Annotated in this window: 14 protein-coding genes; 11 read left to right on the top strand and 3 right to left on the bottom strand. The window is 63.9% G+C overall.

Features of this window, described 5'->3' with window-relative positions; translation table 11 throughout:
- The first annotated feature begins 94 nt into the window (after positions 1-94).
- The 11 genes from FQK05_RS01885 (at position 95) to FQK05_RS01835 (ending at position 12,234) form a co-directional block, all read left to right on the top strand.
- Positions 95-3,517, top strand: coding sequence for an indolepyruvate ferredoxin oxidoreductase family protein (locus tag FQK05_RS01885; protein WP_158964029.1), 3,423 nt, complete (start codon positions 95-97; stop codon positions 3,515-3,517).
- A 228-nt stretch (positions 3,518-3,745) separates the two neighbouring features.
- The gene (locus FQK05_RS01880; protein ID WP_158964027.1) at positions 3,746-3,952 is read left to right on the top strand and encodes a cold-shock protein; all 207 of its coding nucleotides are present in this window, start codon (positions 3,746-3,748) and stop codon (positions 3,950-3,952) included.
- Positions 3,953-4,165: 213 nt separating this feature from the next.
- A complete protein-coding gene (locus FQK05_RS01875; protein ID WP_158964025.1) occupies positions 4,166-5,125 on the top strand; it encodes a lysophospholipid acyltransferase family protein in 960 nt (319 codons plus the stop codon).
- A 124-nt stretch (positions 5,126-5,249) separates the two neighbouring features.
- Positions 5,250-6,059, top strand: a complete 810-nt coding sequence (locus FQK05_RS01870; RefSeq protein WP_158964772.1) for a glutamate racemase — start codon at positions 5,250-5,252, stop codon at positions 6,057-6,059.
- Positions 6,060-6,134: 75 nt separating this feature from the next.
- A complete protein-coding gene (gene argC / locus FQK05_RS01865) occupies positions 6,135-7,163 on the top strand; it encodes an N-acetyl-gamma-glutamyl-phosphate reductase (protein ID WP_158964023.1) in 1,029 nt (342 codons plus the stop codon).
- Between the two features lie 28 nt (positions 7,164-7,191).
- Positions 7,192-7,641: a cytochrome c maturation protein CcmE gene (gene ccmE / locus FQK05_RS01860; protein WP_158964021.1), complete on the top strand. Its 450-nt coding sequence runs from the start codon at positions 7,192-7,194 to the stop codon at positions 7,639-7,641.
- 86 nt (positions 7,642-7,727) lie between these two features.
- Positions 7,728-8,339, top strand: a complete 612-nt coding sequence (locus FQK05_RS01855; protein WP_158964019.1) for a holin-associated N-acetylmuramidase — start codon at positions 7,728-7,730, stop codon at positions 8,337-8,339.
- Positions 8,330-8,920: a holin family protein gene (locus FQK05_RS01850; protein ID WP_158964017.1), complete on the top strand. Its 591-nt coding sequence runs from the start codon at positions 8,330-8,332 to the stop codon at positions 8,918-8,920. Before FQK05_RS01855 ends, FQK05_RS01850 begins: the two co-directional genes overlap by 10 nt.
- 54 nt (positions 8,921-8,974) lie before the next feature.
- The gene (locus tag FQK05_RS01845) at positions 8,975-10,951 is read left to right on the top strand and encodes a heme lyase CcmF/NrfE family subunit (protein WP_158964015.1); all 1,977 of its coding nucleotides are present in this window, start codon (positions 8,975-8,977) and stop codon (positions 10,949-10,951) included.
- Entirely contained in the window at positions 10,948-11,412 is a 465-nt protein-coding gene (locus FQK05_RS01840) for a cytochrome c-type biogenesis protein (protein WP_158964013.1), read from the top strand. Before FQK05_RS01845 ends, FQK05_RS01840 begins: the two co-directional genes overlap by 4 nt.
- 45 nt (positions 11,413-11,457) lie before the next feature.
- Complete coding sequence (locus FQK05_RS01835) at positions 11,458-12,234, top strand: enoyl-CoA hydratase-related protein (protein ID WP_158964011.1); 777 nt, start codon at positions 11,458-11,460, stop codon at positions 12,232-12,234.
- Positions 12,235-12,357: 123 nt separating this feature from the next.
- Here the strand turns inward: FQK05_RS01835 and FQK05_RS01830 are convergent, their stop codons facing one another.
- From FQK05_RS01830 to gltX, 3 genes are all read right to left on the bottom strand, one after another.
- Complete coding sequence (locus FQK05_RS01830) at positions 12,358-13,497, bottom strand: calcium-binding protein (RefSeq protein WP_158964010.1); 1,140 nt, start codon at positions 13,495-13,497, stop codon at positions 12,358-12,360.
- 292 nt (positions 13,498-13,789) lie between these two features.
- Entirely contained in the window at positions 13,790-15,097 is a 1,308-nt protein-coding gene (gltA, locus tag FQK05_RS01825) for a citrate synthase (RefSeq protein ID WP_158964008.1), read from the bottom strand.
- A 202-nt stretch (positions 15,098-15,299) separates the two neighbouring features.
- On the bottom strand, positions 15,300-16,733 hold the full coding sequence (gene gltX, locus FQK05_RS01820; protein WP_158964006.1) for a glutamate--tRNA ligase: 1,434 nt from the start codon (positions 16,731-16,733) through the stop codon (positions 15,300-15,302).
- Between the last annotated feature and the right edge of the window lie 26 nt (positions 16,734-16,759).

Here is a 16,759-nt window from a genome sequence, read left to right as displayed (position 1 = left end):
TAATCCGGCTATACAGGTCAGCAATTTTGACCTAAATTCCTGCAAGAGCGGAGAATAAGGCAGCCGACGCTGATCCGACACTGGGAGGTGACCGATGAGTACGCAGAAAATCAGCCTGAATGACCGGTTTGACATCGAAAAGAGTCCCGTTCTTCTGAATGGCACGCAGGCGCTGGTGCGTCTGATGCTGACGCAGAAGGCCCGCGACCGCGCGGCAGGACATAACACCGCAGGGTTGGTGACCGGTTACCGGGGGTCCCCCCTGGGCGCCGTCGATCTTCAGATGAGCCGGGCCGAGAAGCTGCTGGCCCAGAACGATATCGTTTTCCAGTTCGGCCTGAACGAGGATCTGGCCGCCACGGCGCTGTGGGGCAGCCAGCAGGCCGAACTGCGAGGCGAGGGGAAATATGACGGGGTCTTCGGGCTCTGGTACGGGAAGGGGCCGGGGGTCGACCGGTCGGGCGACGCGTTCAAGCACGCCAACATGGCCGGCACCTCGCCCCTGGGCGGTGTGCTGGTGGCGATGGGCGACGACCATACCGGGGAAAGCTCGACCGTGCTGCATCAGTCCGAATGGGCGCTTCTGGATGCCTACATGCCCGTGGTCAGCCCCGCCGGCGTGCAGGAGATCCTGGACTACGGCCTTTACGGTATCGGCCTGTCGCGGTTCTCGGGCCTATGGACAGGTCTCAAGACCATGAAGGACACGATCGAAAGCACGGCGGTCGTGGACGGCAATCCGTTCCGCCTGAACCTGGTCACGCCGCCGGACTATCCGATGCCGCCGGGCGGTCTGAACATCCGCCTGGGCGACACTCCGGTCGAACAGGAAACGCGGATGATCGACCACAAACGTTTTGCGGCTGAAGCCTATTCCCACGCCAATCGCATGGACAAGCGGATGTGGGGCAAGCCGGGTGCCAAGATCGGCTTCGTCGCCGCGGGCAAGAACTGGCTGGACCTGCTGCACGCCATGTCCCTGCTGAACATCGACGAGAACGAGGCAGAGCGGCTGGGCATCACCCTTTACAAGGTGGGCCAGACCTTCCCGCTGGACATGAAGGGCTTTCACGACTGGGCCGAAGGCCTGGACCTGATTGTCATCGTCGAGGAAAAGCGCAAGCTGATCGAGGTGCAGGTCAAGGAAGCGATCTTCGACGACCGCCGCGGCCGCCGCGTCTATGGCTGGTACAAGGGCGGCTCGGGCGCCATGCACCGCGAGGAACTGTTCCCGACCCGGGGCGCGCTGGATCCGATCTGGATCGCGGAAAAGCTGGGCGGGATCCTGGTGGAAGAGGGACGCGACACCGACGGCATCCGTGCCGGTCTGGCCTCGCTCGACGAAACTCGCCGCGCCGACAATGCCGAGGAAATCGCCAGCCGCGTGCCCTATTTCTGTTCGGGCTGTCCGCACAATTCGTCCACCAAGCTGCCCGATGGCAGCCGCGCCTATGCCGGGATCGGCTGCCACTACATGGTGCAGTGGATGGACCGGTCGACCGTGGGCTATACCCACATGGGCGGGGAAGGGGCCAACTGGATCGGCGAGGCGCCGTTTTCCAATCGTCCCCATGTCTTCCAGAACCTGGGCGACGGCACCTACAACCATTCGGGCGTGCAGGCGATCCGCGCGGCCTTGGCGTCCAAGGCCAACATCACCTACAAGATCCTCTTCAACGATGCCGTCGCCATGACCGGCGGGCAGCACAACGAAGGCGGCCTGTCGCCCCAGCGGATCGCGGCCGAGGTCAAGGCAATGGGGGTGAAGAACCTGGCCGTCGTCTATGACGAGAAGGAAGAGATCGACTTTTCCGCCTTCCCCAAGGGGATCGAGACCCGCGAACGCGCCGAGCTGATGGACGTCCAGAAGGACTTTGAAAAAAAGGACGGCGTGTCCGTCATCCTGTATATCCAGACCTGCGCGGCGGAAAAGCGCCGCCGGCGCAAGCGTGGCAAGTTCCCGGATCCCGATCAGCGGGTCTTCATCAACACCGACATCTGCGAAGGCTGCGGCGATTGCGGGGTGCAGTCCAACTGCGTGTCGGTCGTGCCCGTGGAAACCGAACTGGGCCGCAAGCGCGCCATCGACCAGTCGTCGTGCAACAAGGATTTCTCGTGCCTCAAGGGCTTCTGCCCGTCCTTCGTGACGGTGAAGGGCGCCAAGGTGAAGAAGGCCGCGACCACGACGCTGGACCTGCCGCATCTGCCGGCCCCTGTCCTGCCGGTCATCGACGGCACCTATAACGTGATCATCACCGGCGTCGGCGGCACCGGCGTGGTGACTATCGGTGCCGTGCTGGCCCAGGCGGCCCAGATCGACGGCAAGGGTGCCGCCATGATGGAAATGGCGGGCCTGGCACAGAAGGGCGGCGCGGTCCACATCCATTGCCGCGTGGCTGAAAAGCCGGACGATATCAGCGCGGTACGCGTCGCAACGGGCGAGGCCGACGCGCTGATCGGCGGCGACCTTGTGGTCAGCGCCGGCGCCAAGACGCTGGGCCTGACGCGCACCGGCCGCACCGGCGCCGTGATCAACAGTCACGAGATCATCACCGGCGATTTCACCCGCAATACCGAATTCTCCCTGCCGACCGACCGGCTGACGGTGGCGCTGCAGGCCCGGATGCGGGAGCGCCTGAACCTTTTCGACGCGTCGGAACTGGCCCGGGCGACGATGGGCGATTCCATCTATTCGAACATGATGATCTTCGGCGCGGCCTTTCAGCAGGGCCTGATCCCGATTTCGCACGAGGCGATCCTGGAGGCGATCGAGCTGAATGGTGCAGCGGTCGACGCCAACAAGCGCGCGTTCGAAATCGGCCGCTGGGCCATGCTGCACACCGAAGAGGCCGCGAACCTGGCCAAGCCCAACGTCGTACAGTTGCCGGCCACGCTCGACGAAAAGATCGCCGTGCGCGAGGCGAAGCTGGTCACCTATCAGAACAGGCGACTGGCCAAGAAGTATCGCAAGCTGGTCGACGGGATTTCGGATCCGGCCCTGAAGGAGGCGGTCGCTAAGGGCTATCACAAGCTTCTGGCCTACAAGGACGAATACGAGGTCGCCCGGATGCTTCTGGAAAGTCGCGCCAAGGCGGAAGAGGCCTTCGACGGTGACTTCGCGATGGAATTCCACCTGGCGCCTCCGGTGATGGGCGGGACGGATCCGGACGGGCGGCCGAAAAAGCGCAAGTTCACCGAACGCTCGCTGGTGCTGTTCCGGATGCTGAAGTCGCTGAAGTTCGTGCGCGGAACCTTCCTTGACCCGTTCGGCCGCAGCGAGGAGCGCCGCATGGAACGTGCGCTGATCGACCAGTACGAAAAGGACATGGCCGACATCCTGCCCAAGGTCACGCCCAACACTCGCGATATCGTGGTGGCGCTTGCGGCCTTGCCGCTGGATATCCGCGGCTATGGCCCGGTGAAGATGGCGAACGAGGCCAAGGCCGCGAAACGGCGGGAGGAGTTGCTGGCGGCCTTCCGGTCGGGCGGAAACGACATGGCCAGGGCCGCGGAATAACACGACGCAAGGTCAGCCGGCGGACTGTTGCCGGGTCATGAAAAATTCATGCCACGGGCCGGTGAAAACCGGCCCAACGCTTAAGAAAATCGTTGATTTTTTTCACGTTCCGGTGCATTCGGCGCGCGCACCTAACTACCGAGACCTGTTCCTTTCCGGCCAGCCTCTTACGTTTGCGCTGCCAAGTCGCCGCATACCGTGGGCGACAAGACATAAGGAACTGATCTTATGGCAAATGGAACCGTCAAGTGGTTCAACGCCACCAAGGGCTATGGCTTCATCCAGCCGGCCGAAGGCAACGAGGACGTCTTCGTCCACATCACCGCAGTGGAACGCGCGGGCCTGACCGGCCTGAAAGACGGCCAGGCGGTCAGCTACGAGCTGGAAAAGGGCCGTGACGGCCGCGCCAAGGCCATCAACCTGGCTCTGGCCTGATCTTCGGGCTGAACGGTTTCCCCGTCCGCCGATCCGCGGTTAACCCTTGGGAAACCGATCGTGATTACCCTGACGGGCCAGGTTGGCCCGTTGGGACATATGCGGGCAGGCAACGGTCTGCCGCATCGGGGCGGGATGTCATAATCCTGTCATCGGGACTTTGCAAAACCATGGCCCGGCCTTACCTTATGAAGGGTTAGATACAGGTTTCGCATGCAGTCGCGCAGACACATTGCCCGAGACATTTCCTACGCCCACTCCGCCGAAACCAAGGGCGGTCGGGCCATGATACGGTTGATGGAAAACACCACCGGCCGCATCCGCCTGATCAAGCGCGCAGACGGCTACGAACGCGAAGTGGCCGAGGGCAGGACTTTCTGGTCGGTCATGGTCGAACGCTATGGACTGTCGCTGGAAACCGTGCGCGGATCGCTGGACAACATCCCGAGGGAAGGTCCGCTGATCCTGATCGCGAACCATCCCTACGGCATCCTGGACGGCTTGATGATGGGTCATATCCTGTCTGAAACCCGGGGAGACTTCCGCATCCTGGCCCACCGCGTCTTTCGCAAGGCCGAAGACCTGAATCGCATCATCCTGCCGATCTCGTTCGAGGAGACGAAAGAGGCGGTGAAACAGAATATCGAGACGCGGAAGGTCGCGCTGGACTATCTTGCCGATGGCGGAGCCATCGGGATCTTCCCGGGCGGCACTGTGTCGACGGCGGCCAAGCCCTTCTCGCGCCCGCTCGATCCCGGCTGGCGCGGTTTCACGGCCCGCATGGTCGCGAAATCCCGCGCGACGGTGGTTCCGGTCTTCTTCGAAGGTCACACCTCGCGCCTGTTTCAGGTCGCCAGCCACCTGCACGTCACCCTGCGCATGGGGCTTCTGATCAAGGAATTCCGCAGCCGCGTCGACACGCCGGTCCGCGTCCATGTGGGTGATCCGATCGGGCGCGACGTGCTGGACCCGCTGGCGTCGGATTCCAGGAAGATGATGGACTTCCTGCGGCACGCCACCTATTCCCTTTCGCCCACGCCCCTCCGTTCCGACGAGGTCGGGTTCGAATTCGAAGAGAAGTACAAGGACAAATCCGGGGACAGGCCGAAGGACAAGACCAGGGACAAGGCGCGCACGAAGGAAAAACGTGCGCACGAGACTCGGGTCTATTAGGTCACAAAGCTCCCGAAGGGGCGCCCTTGCGTCAAGTTCCGGTTGCGCCGGGGGACCGGACATGGTGAAGCAAGGGAATACCCGGTTTCACCAGATCAGCAGGCCCCGGCCCATGGGCAAGAAAATGGCAGTTGGCATGTTCGATAGCGGCCTGGGCGGCCTGACCGTCCTGACGGCCGCGCAGACCCGGCTTCCGGATGTGGACTTCGTCTACTACTCCGATGCCGGCAACGCGCCCTATGGGGTGCGTGAACCCGACGACATCCACAATCTGACCAAGGCTGGTGTCGAGGCGCTGTGGGACGCGGGCTGCGGACTGGTCGTCCTGGCCTGCAACACCGCCAGCGCCGTTGCGCTGCGGCGCATCCAGGAGGCCGGCGTGCCGAAGGGCAAGCGGGTGCTGGGCGTCTTCGTTCCGATGATCGAGGCGCTGACCGAACGCAACTGGGGCGACAATTCTCCGCCGCGGCAGGTGGCGATCCAGAACGTGGCCCTGTTCGCCACACCTGCCACGGTCGCCAGCCGCGCCTTCAGCCGGGAACTGGCCTTCCGCGCCATCGGTGTCGATGTCGAGGCGCAGGCCTGCGGTGGCGTCGTCGATGCGATCGAAGAAGGCGACATGATTCTGGCCGAGGCGCTGGTCAGGTCCCATGTGGACGCGCTGAAGCGCAAGATGCCGAAGCCCCAGGCCGCCATTCTGGGCTGCACCCATTATCCGCTGCTGGAAAGCACCTTCCGCGAGGCCCTTGGCCCCGACGTGAAGGTCCTGAGCCAGCCTGCCATCGTGGCCGAAAGCCTGGCCGATTATCTGGCGCGTCATCCGGACCTGATCGGGTCGGGAAGCCCCGGCTATCGCACCACGGGCAACCCGCGCCATGTCAGCGACCGTGCCATGCAGTTTCTGCGACGACACATCGCGTTTGAAGCTGCCTAGGCGAACCCCTATTTCCTGATCCACAGGCGCGGTGTATGGACGATCTCCACTCCGCGCACCGATACGAGGTCCGACATGACCCATAAAGTCGCCATTCTTGGTGCGTCCGGCTATACCGGCGCCGAACTTGTCCGGCTGATTGCGCTGCATCCGAGTATCGAGATCGCAGCCCTGGCCGCCGAACGGAAGGCCGGCCAGACCATGGCCGAGGTCTTTCCGTTCCTGCGCCACCTGGACCTGCCGACGCTGTGCACCATCGACGAAATCGATTTCAGCCAGATCGACCTGTGTTTCTGTGCCCTGCCGCACAAGACGTCGCAAGAGGTGATCCGGGCCTTGCCGAAGGATCTGAAGATCGTCGACCTGTCGGCCGATTTCCGGCTGAGCGATCCCGCGGCCTACAAGACATGGTACGGCAACGATCACGCGGCGGTCGAAATGCAGAAAGAGGCCGTCTATGGCCTGACCGAGTTCTACCGCGACGACATCGCCGGGGCGCGGCTGGTGGCCGGCACGGGCTGCAATGCCGCCACGGGCCAGTTCGCCCTGCGGCCGCTGATCTCTGCGGGCGTGATCGATCTGGACGAAATCATCCTCGACATGAAGTGCGCCGTGTCGGGTGCGGGCCGCAGCCTGAAGGAAAACATCCTTCATGCGGAACTGAGCGAGGGCTACAACGCCTATGCGATCGGGTCCACCCATCGGCACCTGGGCGAATTCGATCAGGAGTTCAGTGCCTTGGCGGGCCGGCCGGTGACGGTCCAGTTCACGCCGCACCTGATCCCTGCCAACCGCGGGATCCTGGCCACGACATATGTCAAGGGCGATGCCGAAAAGATCCACCAGACCTTTGCCGAGGCCTACAAGGACGAACCCTTCATCGTCGTCCTGCCCTTCGGCACGGCGCCCAGCACCCATGACGTGCGCGGGTCGAACTTCTGCCATATCGGCGTGGCCGCCGACCGGCAGGCGGGCCGGGCGACAGTCTTTGCCGCGCTCGACAACCTCTGCAAGGGCTCCAGCGGGCAGGCGCTTCAAAACGCCAACCTGATGCTGGGCGAGGCCGAGACGACGGGCCTGATGGCGCCGGCGCTGTTCCCGTAACGGCGCAAAACAGGGGACTGGGGGAGACATGAAGAACCTGAAGAAACAGCGCCGGATCCAGATCCTTGCCATCACCGCGGTGACGCTGGTCTTGGCGGTGGCGCTGGTGGGCTATGCCTTCCGCGACGGGATCAACTTCTTCCGTTCCCCCAGCCAGGTCGTGGCCGAACCGCCGCAATCGTCCGAGGTCTTCCGCCTGGGCGGTCTGGTCGAAGAAGGGTCCATCGTCCGCGGCCAGGGGCACGAGGTGCGCTTTGCCGTGACCGATGGCGGGGCGACGGTGCCGGTCGTCTTCTCGGGCGTTCTGCCGGATCTGTTCGACGAGAACCAGGGCATGATCGGCACGGGCCGGTACGTGAACGGCGTCTTCGAGGCGTCCGAGATCCTGGCAAAGCACGACGAAAGCTATATGCCCAAGGAAGTCGTCGATGCGCTGAAGGAACAGGGCATCTACAAGGACCCGAAGGCCGGCGGATAGGGCCGGCGCGCGCTGGTCTCAGCCCTTGTTAACCTTGTCATAGCATCTTGCCTTCGAACGCTGCACATGGCGGTGGGAGGGCAAGGATGCAGACGGTGCGGGAAATCGCGGAAGAGATCGTGGCGCGCGAAGGCGGCTATGTGAACGATCCGGACGATCCGGGTGGCGCGACCAAGTATGGCGTGACACTGGGCACGCTGCAGCGGCTGAAGCTGGACCTGACCGGCGATGGTGCGGTGACCACGGCCGACGTGAAGCGTCTGACACGCGAACAGGCGGTCGATATCTTCATCACCCACTACTTCCAGCGTCCGAAGATCGGCGAGATGCCGGGTGTGCTGCAGCCCAGCCTGTTCGACATGTACGTGAACGCGGGCACCAATGCGGTGAAGATCCTGCAGCGGTTGTTGCGGGCCATGGGCTATGCCGTGGCGGTCGACGGGGTGATCGGGCCCCAGACGAAGGCCGCGGCGCAGGATGCGGCGTCGCCGTCGGCAGAGCTATTGCGGGATGCCTACGGAATTTCCCGCCGGAACTATTATTTCCGCCTGGCCGACACGCGCCCGGCCAGCCGCAAATACGCGCGGACAAAGACGGGTGGAAAGGGTGGGTGGATCACGCGGGCAGAGTCCTTCGTCTCGCCCCGGTATCACCTGAGCGACGAGGCCTTTCGCGAAAGGGTATCCCAATGGGGCTGATCGACGGATTGTTTGCGCTGGTCTTCGGCCGCGGGCGCAACGCGGTACGCGAAACGGTGGGCATCTTTCGCGAGAACGCCGAGGCCGGCGCAGCGCGCGACGTCGCGCTGCAGGCGCAGGCGATGACCCAGCTTGGGGCCGAATTCGTCACGCCCCGGCAAGGTTTCTTCGACCGGCTGATCGACGGAATCAACCGTCTGCCGCGCCCCGCCATGGCGCTGGGAACGCTGGGCCTTTTTGCTGCGGCCATGGCCGATCCGGTCTGGTTCGCCGCGCGGATGCAGGGCATCGCGCTGGTGCCCGAACCTTTGTGGTGGCTTCTGGGCGTGATCGTGTCCTTCTATTTCGGGGCCCGCCACCAGCTGAAGAAACAGAACTTCGAGCTGGAGGTGGCGCGCACCGCTGCCATAGCGCCCGAGGCCGTGCGGCAGGTGGGGATCCTGGAAGCCCTGCGCGGATCGGATCAGCCCGAACGGCCGGGGGCCGCGGATACCGGACCGGACGCGGCGGCGACCGCCGTGGCGACCGAACCGGAAGCCAATCCGGCGCTTGAGGCCTGGCGCGCGCTCAGATCTGCGTGAACGGCGTCCGAATGTCGCTTGGAGGGTCGGGCCGGGGCGCATATACACGACCCCATGATTACAGAGCTTGGCCACTTCGCCCTGATCCTCGCCTTCATGGTCGCCATCGTCCAGATGGTGGTTCCCATGGTGGGTGCCGCGAAACGCTGGCCCGGCTGGATGGCCGTGGCAGAGCCCGCGGCACTGTTGCAATTCATCCTGACCGCCTTTTCCTTCGCGGCGCTGACTTGGGCCTTCGTGACCTCGGACTTCTCGCTTCGCCTGGTGGTCATGAACAGCCATTCCCTGAAGCCCATGCTCTACAAGATCGCGGGAACCTGGGGGAATCACGAAGGCTCCATGCTGTTGTGGGTGCTGATCGTGACTTTGTTCGGCGCCGCCGCGGCGGTTTTCGGCGGCAACCTGCCGCCGACGCTGAAGGCACGGGTGCTGGCGGTGCAGTCGTCGATCGCCGTGGCCTTCTTTGCCTTCATCCTGTGGACGTCGAACCCGTTCCTGCGGCTGGCCGTGCCGCCCTTTGACGGGCAGGACCTGAACCCGCTGCTGCAGGACCCGGGGCTCGCCTTCCACCCGCCGTTTCTCTATCTGGGCTATGTCGGCCTTTCGATGGCCTATTCCTTCGCCGTCGCCGCCTTGATCGAAGGCCGGGTCGATGCCGCCTGGGCGCGCTGGGTGCGCCCCTGGACCCTGGCCGCCTGGATCTTCCTGACCGTCGGCATCGCGCTGGGGTCCTGGTGGGCCTATTATGAACTCGGCTGGGGTGGGTTCTGGTTCTGGGACCCGGTGGAAAACGCGTCCTTCATGCCGTGGCTTTTCGCTGCCGCGCTGCTCCATTCCGCCATCGTGGTCGAAAAGCGCGAGGCGCTGAAAAGCTGGACCATTCTTCTGGCGATCCTGGCCTTCGGATTCTCGCTGATCGGGACCTTCATCGTGCGCTCGGGCGTCATCACGTCCGTCCATGCCTTTGCCAACGATCCTGAACGCGGCATCTTCATCCTGATGATCCTGGCCTTCTTCACCGGCGGCGCGCTGACGCTGTATGCCGCGCGGTCCCATGTGCTGGAAGCCAAGGGCGTGTTCGGCGTGATCAGCCGTGAAAGCGCGCTGGTGGCGAACAACGTCCTGCTGGCCGTCAGTTCGCTGGTGGTCTTCGTGGGCACCATGTGGCCGCTGGTGGCGGAAATGGCCTTCGACCGGAAACTGTCGGTGGGGCCGCCCTTCTTCGACATGGCATTTTCGCCCTTCATGGTGGTTCTGGGCGCGATCCTGCCCGTCGGCGCGATGCTGCCGTGGAAGCGCGGGACGCTGGGCAGGACGCTCTACGCGCTGCGCTATGCGCTGGTGCTGGCCGTGGCCCTTGGCGTGCTTGCCTGGGCCATGCAGACCGGCCGCAGCGGGCTGGGCCCCGTGGCGCTGATGCTGGGGTCCTGGGTCGTCTTCGGGTCGCTGGTGGACCTGGCGGCGCGTACCGGGCGCGGAACTTTCAACGAACGCCTGGGCCGCCTGACACGGCTTCCGCGGGCCGACTGGGGCAAGGCCGTGGCCCATGCCGGGCTGGGGGTCACCATCTTCGCCGTGGCCGGCCTGACCGCCTGGCAGCAGGAAGACATCCGCGTGGCGCAACTGGGCGAACCTTATACCGTCGGCGACTATCGCCTGACGCTTGAAGAGGTGAACCGCGAACAGGGCCCGAACTATCTGGCGACCGTCGGCACCGTGGACCTGCAGGCCAAGGGCCGCAGCATCGCGACGCTGTACCCGGAAAAGCGGGTCTACCCGGTGGCCAACATGCCCACGACCGAGGCCGCGATCGACTATCGCTTCCTGCGCGACGTCTATGTCGTGATCGGCGATCCGCAGGCGGGCGGCGGCTGGGTGATGCGGGTCTATATCAAGCCCCTGGCCAACTGGATCTGGGGCGGGGCGCTTCTGATGGCCTTGGGCGGCTTGCTGTCCCTGACCGACCGGAGGTTCCGCGTCGCCGCCGGCGCCCGCAGGGCCCCGGCCGCAGCCGGGCTTCCCGCCGAATGAAACGCCTGCTGCTGGTTCTGTTTCTGGCCCTTGCGCCCGTGGCCAGCCCTGTCCTGGCCGTCCAGCCGGACGAGATGCTGTCCGATCCCGCGCTGGAAGCGCGGGCAAGGGACATCTCCAAGGGACTGCGCTGCCTTGTCTGCCGGAACGAAAGCATCGACGAAAGCCATGCCTCGCTGGCGCGGGACCTGCGACTTCTGGTGCGGGAACGGCTGACCGCGGGCGACAGCGATACCGAGGTGGTCGACTTCATCGTCGCGCGATATGGCGAATACGTCCTGTTGCAACCGACGGGCCAAGGGGCCAATTGGATATTGTGGGCGGCAGGTCCCGCGATGTTCGTTCTGGCGGCGGGAATGGGGCTGATGTTCCTGCGTGGCCGCCAGCGGGCCTCGGGGGGCGAGCCCGACCGGCTGAGCGCCGAGGAGCAGGCTCGGCTGGACGATATCCTGAAGGGCTGACGCATTCCGCGCGGCCCGCGCGCATTGCCTGTTCCGGAGGTTTCAATGCAGTACGAGACGATTACCTACGACCTGACCGACGGTCTGGCCGTGATCACCCTGAACCGGCCCGACAAGATGAACGCGTTGACCCGCCAGATGCGGGCCGAAATCGCCTTTGCCATGAAAGAGGCCGGCAACCAAGCGCGCGCCGTAGTGCTGACCGGTGCAGGCCGTGCCTTCTGTTCCGGGCAGGATCTGGGCGACAGCGCGGACGCCGCCAATGCCGACCTGGAACGTACTCTGCGCGACGAATACACACCGATGATCCAGGCAATCACCGACTGCCCGGTGCCGACCGTGGCGGCCGTCAATGGGGCCGCGGCCGGGGCAGGGGCCAACCTGGCGCTGGCCGCCGATGTGGTGATCGCGTCGGAAAGCGCCTATTTCCTGCAGGCCTTTACCCGGATCGGCCTTATGCCCGACGCAGGCGGGACCTGGTTCATGCCGCGCCAGATCGGCATGGCCAAGGCCATGGGCGCCGCCCTCTTTGCCGAAAAGATCCCCGCCCGCAAGGCCGAGGCGTGGGGCCTGATCTGGGAAGTGGTCGCCGACGCCGATTTCGAAGGCCATTGGAAGGCCCGTGCCGAATACCTGGCCAAGGGTCCCACGGTGGCGTTCCATGGGGTCAAGCGGGCGCTGCGGGCCTCGCAGGGGGCAACGCTGGAAGAACAGCTAGCGACAGAGGCGCATCTTCAGGGCAAGTGTGGCAATACCCGTGACTTCCAGGAAGGCGTCGTGTCCTTCCTGCAAAAGAGACAGGCGTCCTTCGAAGGCCGTTGATCCGAGAGATCTAGTTGGGATGCCGCCCAAAAAGATCAGCGGCCTTGAAGGGCCGCTGGAAGGTGCTGCAGGGAGAGTTGCAGTAGGCTGGCTGCCGGGGGAACAGGGACAATCCCCCGACCGTCAGACCATCATCGACGCGTCGCTGTCGCGTTCGTAAAGTGCCACGTCCGCTACCGTCAGCGGCGAATTTGCAGTGATGATCGCCACTGCCTCGCCGTCTGCCGACAGGGTCTGGGTGCCATCGGCATTGTCGGTCAGTTCCAGCGCCGGTTCCGGCATGCCGGCATCGTAGACATAGGTCAGCGTGTCCTCGTCGGTGTTGAAGTCGAGGATCTCGGCCGCGGCGTCCTTGTGGTGCTCCAGAAGGAACAGCAGGTCCTCGCCTTCGCCACCGGTGACCACGTCGTTCGGGCCAAAGTAGATGGTGTCGTCGCCGTCGCCGCCGTTCAGCATGTCGGCCTGGCCGTCGGACACGATGTTGATGTCGACGTCGTCGGGCAGGTCCAGGGGCTCGCCGTTGGCCATGTTGTCGTTAATCAGCAGCAGCTCGTCTTCGGTCAGGTGACGGCTTAGGAAGTCGGCGTCGAACAGGATGTCGTTGCCGGCATTGCCGTTGATCTCGTCTTCGCCCACACCGCCGATGACCATGTCGTCGCCTTCACCGCCGCTCAGATCATCGAAGCCGATACCGCCGCGGACCCAGTCGTCGCCGGCATCGCCCAGCAGCGTGTCGTCGCCGCTTTCGCCTTCCAGGATGTCGGATCCGTTGCCGCCATGGATGGTGTCGTCATCCAGTTCGCCGCGGATCACGTCGTTGCCCAGTCCGCCGAAGATGTTGTCTTCGCCATCGGCACCGCGCAGGATGTCGTCGCCGTCGTCGCCGAAGATGGTGTCGTCGCCGCTGTCGCCGTCGACGACATCGTCGCCGTCACCGCCATAAAGCGTGTCGTTGCCGCCTTCGCCCAGGACCATGTCGTCGCCGGCACCGCCATACAGGGTGTCGCTGCCATCGCCGCCGCGCATCCAGTCGTTGCCTTCGCCACCGTCCATCAGGTCGTCGCCGCTGCCGCCATAGACGTCGTCTTCCCCGGCTTCGCCGTTCAGGATGTCGTCGCCGGACAGGCCGTACAGTCTGTCGTCGCCATCGCCACCGTTCAGGGTGTCGTCGTCAAATGTACCGATCAGTATGTCATCCTTGTCGGTATCCTGGCCGAACCTTTCGCGGTACTCGTCTATGCGCTCCTGGACGCCATCGAACATCTCCATAGCTCCGTAAACACCAACGGACCCCAGGGCGAGATACAGTAAAATCTCCACGGCTGACCTCCAAGTAATCTCTTGGTTTCATTTGGATGACCAGGAAACTGGACTGTCAATAGAACGCGCGGCGAAAGAAACTGTTCCGTTTGTGTCAGAGGTTAACACAAAATGACTCAATCCCGGCCCGGAACGGCATTCTGGTGAACAAAATATGGTTCGGATCGGAACGATTACGGCCCCGTACGATCTCGCACGGGGCCGTTTTGACGTCGCATAAATTTTGTGCAGATACTCAGCGGTTCTCGATATCCACGTAGTCGCGGAGAGTCTCCCCAAGGTAGAGCTGCCGCGGACGGCCGATCCGATTCTGCGGATCGCCGATCATTTCCTTCCACTGCGACACCCAGCCGACCGTCCGCGAGACGGCAAAGATCGGCGTGAACATCGAAGTTGGGAAACCCATGGCTTCCAGGATGATACCCGAATAGAAGTCGACATTCGGGAACAGTTTCTTCTCGGCGAAGTACGGATCTTCCAGAGCCTGGCGTTCCAGCTCCTTCGCGACCTGCAATTTGGGGTTGTCCTCGATGCCAAGAAGGTCGAGCACTTCGTCCGCCGACTGCTTCATCACCTTGGCGCGCGGGTCGAAGTTCTTGTAGACCCGGTGACCGAAGCCCATCAGACGGAACGGATCGTCCTTGTCCTTGGCCTTGGCGATGTATTCGGGGATGCGGTCGACGCTTCCGATCTCTTCCAGCATCTCCAGGCAGGCCTGGTTTGCGCCGCCGTGGGCAGGGCCCCACAGGCACGCGATGCCGGCCGCAATGCAGGCGAACGGGTTCGCGCCCGAGGACGAGGCCAGACGCACGGTCGAGGTCGAGGCGTTCTGTTCATGGTCGGCGTGCAGCGTGAAGATCCGGTCCATCGCGCGGCTCAGGATCGGGTTCACCTCGTAATCCTCGGCCGGAACCGAGAAGCACATCCGCAGGAAGTTCGAGGCATAGTCCAGGTCGTTGCGCGGGTACACGAAGGGCTGGCCGACGTGATACTTGAACGCCCATGCGGCGATGGTCGGCATCTTGGCGATCAGGCGGATCGAGGCGACCTCGCGCTGCCAGGGATCGTGGATGTCGGTGGAGTCGTGGTAGAACGCCGACATTGCGCCGACCACGCCGACCATGACGGCCATCGGGTGCGCATCGCGACGGAACCCGCGGAAGAAGTTCACCATCTGCTCGTGCAGCATGGTGTGCCGGGTCACGCGGGTTTCGAAATCTTCCAGGACGGCCGCGGTCGGCAGTTCCCCGTAAAGCAGCAGATAGCAGACTTCCAGGAAATGCGACTTGGCCGCCAGCTGGTCGATCGGATAGCCGCGGTGCAGCAGTTCGCCCTTTTCACCGTCGATGAAGGTGATGGTGCTGTCGCAGCTTGCGGTCGAGGTGTAGCCGGGGTCGTAGGTGAAGACACCCGCCTGGCCGTAAAGCTTGCGGATGTCCAGCACGTCGGGACCGGCAGTCGGGCTGTGAATCGGAAGTTCATAGGTCTTGTCGCCGATTGTCAGCGTCGCGGCCTTCTTGGTTTCGCCGGAAAAGTCAGTCATCACTGTACCTCCTCTGAGAAGCACCCGCCGGTGTCGGTCCGGAATGACCCGGATCTCTCGCACGGTGGGGATCGCCATGCCCCGCGGCACGGCAAATTCATCGAACCTGGGTCACTCGAATGGCGCTGTGTTAGCGGCAAGGCGTGACTCGATTATGAAAATTGTCCCTTCTGGTTATCTTGCCCCATCTCACGGGTGCACATTACCCCGCAACATCCCCTGCCGGTGCACGCGTCGCAGCGTCATCCAGCCGGGCCAGCGTTTCGTCGCGGCCCAGAACCATCATCATGTCGAACACGGAAGGCGTCACCGAACGCCCCGCCAGCGCGGCCCTGAGAGGGGCAGCCAGCTTGCCGAATGTCGTCCCGAGACCTTCGGCAAAGGAGTTGAGCGTCGCTTCAAGATCATTTCGGGACCAATTAACATTTTGCAGTTGCGGCGTCAATTCCGACAGTATCGAACAGGTATCCGCGCCAAGCGATTTGGCGGCCTTCTCGTCGGGCAGAACGGGCCGTGAAACCAGAGCGAAATGCGCTTTTTCAAGCAGATCCGGGAAAGTCTTGGCACGTTCCTTGACGTAGGGAAGGGCCGCGGCCAGACAGGCATCCTGCGCCTCCGTTAGGGCGGGCAGGCCGGCCGCGTTAAGATAGGCATGCAGTTCTTTCTGCAAGGCAGCATCTTCGGCGATGGCGATGTGCTGGCCGCAGAGGTTTTCCAGCTTCTTCAGATCGAAGCGCGCGGGGCTTTTGCCGATGCCGTCCAGATCGAACCAGTCCTGTGCCTGGGCGTCGGTGAAGAACTCGTCGTCGCCATGGGACCAGCCAAGGCGGGCCAGGTAGTTGCGCATGCCGGCGGCCGGATAGCCCATGGCCTGGTATTCCTGTGCGCCCAGGGCACCGTGGCGCTTGGACAGCTTCTTGCCGTCGGGCCCGTGGATCAGCGGGATATGCGCCCAGACCGGAACGTCCCAGCCCATTGCGTCATAGATCATCATCTGCCGGGCGGCATTGTTCAGGTGGTCATCGCCCCGGATCACGTGGGTCACGCCCATGTCGTGATCGTCCACGACGACGGCCAGCATGTAGACCGGCGTCCCGTCGGACCGCAGCAGTACCATGTCGTCCAGCTGGTCGTTGCGGATCGTGACATCGCCCTGCACCCGGTCGCGGATCACCGTGGCGCCGTTCTGAGGCGCCTTGATCCGCACGACGTAGGGCGCATCGGGATGGGTCGACGGATCCGCATCGCGCCAGGGCGACCGGAACAGCGTGCTTTTTCCTTCGGCCTTGGCCGTCTCGCGGAAGGCCGCGATTTCGTCCTGGGTCGAAAAGCACTTGTAGGCCTTGCCCTGTGCCAGCAGGTCCAGCGCCACCTCGGCGTGACGGTCCGCGCGGTCGAACTGGCTGATCACATCGCCGTCGTGGTCGAGGCCCAGCCAGTCGAGGCCCTGAAGGATCGCGGCGGTGGCTTCGGGGGTGGACCGAGCGCGGTCCGTATCTTCGATCCGCAGCAGGAAGGTGCCACCGTGACCGCGGGCGTAAAGCCAGTTGAACAGCGCTGTCCGCGCCCCGCCGATATGCAGGAAACCGGTGGGCGACGGGGCGAAACGGGTGACGACGGGCGGCGTCGAGGACATCGGAAATTAACCTTCTGGTAACCAGT

It is taken from the genome of Chachezhania sediminis, assembly GCF_009765275.1.
GTDB lineage: Bacteria > Pseudomonadota > Alphaproteobacteria > Rhodobacterales > Rhodobacteraceae > Chachezhania > Chachezhania sediminis.
Note: the sequence above shows the minus strand (reverse complement) of the source record. Positions and strands in the feature narration are given on the sequence as shown.

Excerpts from the sequence above, each read along its gene's own strand:
- FQK05_RS01845 (WP_158964015.1), top strand. The coding sequence starts at position 8,975 with ATGATTACAGAGCTTGGCCACTTCGCCCTGATCCTCGCCTTCATGGTC.
- ccmE (WP_158964021.1), top strand. The coding sequence starts at position 7,192 with ATGAAGAACCTGAAGAAACAGCGCCGGATCCAGATCCTTGCCATCACC.
- FQK05_RS01880 (WP_158964027.1), top strand. The coding sequence starts at position 3,746 with ATGGCAAATGGAACCGTCAAGTGGTTCAACGCCACCAAGGGCTATGGC.
- FQK05_RS01875 (WP_158964025.1), top strand. The coding sequence starts at position 4,166 with ATGCAGTCGCGCAGACACATTGCCCGAGACATTTCCTACGCCCACTCC.
- FQK05_RS01885 (WP_158964029.1), top strand. The coding sequence starts at position 95 with ATGAGTACGCAGAAAATCAGCCTGAATGACCGGTTTGACATCGAAAAG.
- FQK05_RS01870 (WP_158964772.1), top strand. The coding sequence starts at position 5,250 with ATGGCAGTTGGCATGTTCGATAGCGGCCTGGGCGGCCTGACCGTCCTG.
- FQK05_RS01855 (WP_158964019.1), top strand. The coding sequence starts at position 7,728 with ATGCAGACGGTGCGGGAAATCGCGGAAGAGATCGTGGCGCGCGAAGGC.
- FQK05_RS01840 (WP_158964013.1), top strand. The coding sequence starts at position 10,948 with ATGAAACGCCTGCTGCTGGTTCTGTTTCTGGCCCTTGCGCCCGTGGCC.
- argC (WP_158964023.1), top strand. The coding sequence starts at position 6,135 with ATGACCCATAAAGTCGCCATTCTTGGTGCGTCCGGCTATACCGGCGCC.
- gltX (WP_158964006.1), bottom strand. The coding sequence starts at position 16,733 with ATGTCCTCGACGCCGCCCGTCGTCACCCGTTTCGCCCCGTCGCCCACC.
- FQK05_RS01835 (WP_158964011.1), top strand. The coding sequence starts at position 11,458 with ATGCAGTACGAGACGATTACCTACGACCTGACCGACGGTCTGGCCGTG.
- gltA (WP_158964008.1), bottom strand. The coding sequence starts at position 15,097 with ATGACTGACTTTTCCGGCGAAACCAAGAAGGCCGCGACGCTGACAATC.
- FQK05_RS01850 (WP_158964017.1), top strand. The coding sequence starts at position 8,330 with ATGGGGCTGATCGACGGATTGTTTGCGCTGGTCTTCGGCCGCGGGCGC.
- FQK05_RS01830 (WP_158964010.1), bottom strand. The coding sequence starts at position 13,497 with ATGTTCGATGGCGTCCAGGAGCGCATAGACGAGTACCGCGAAAGGTTC.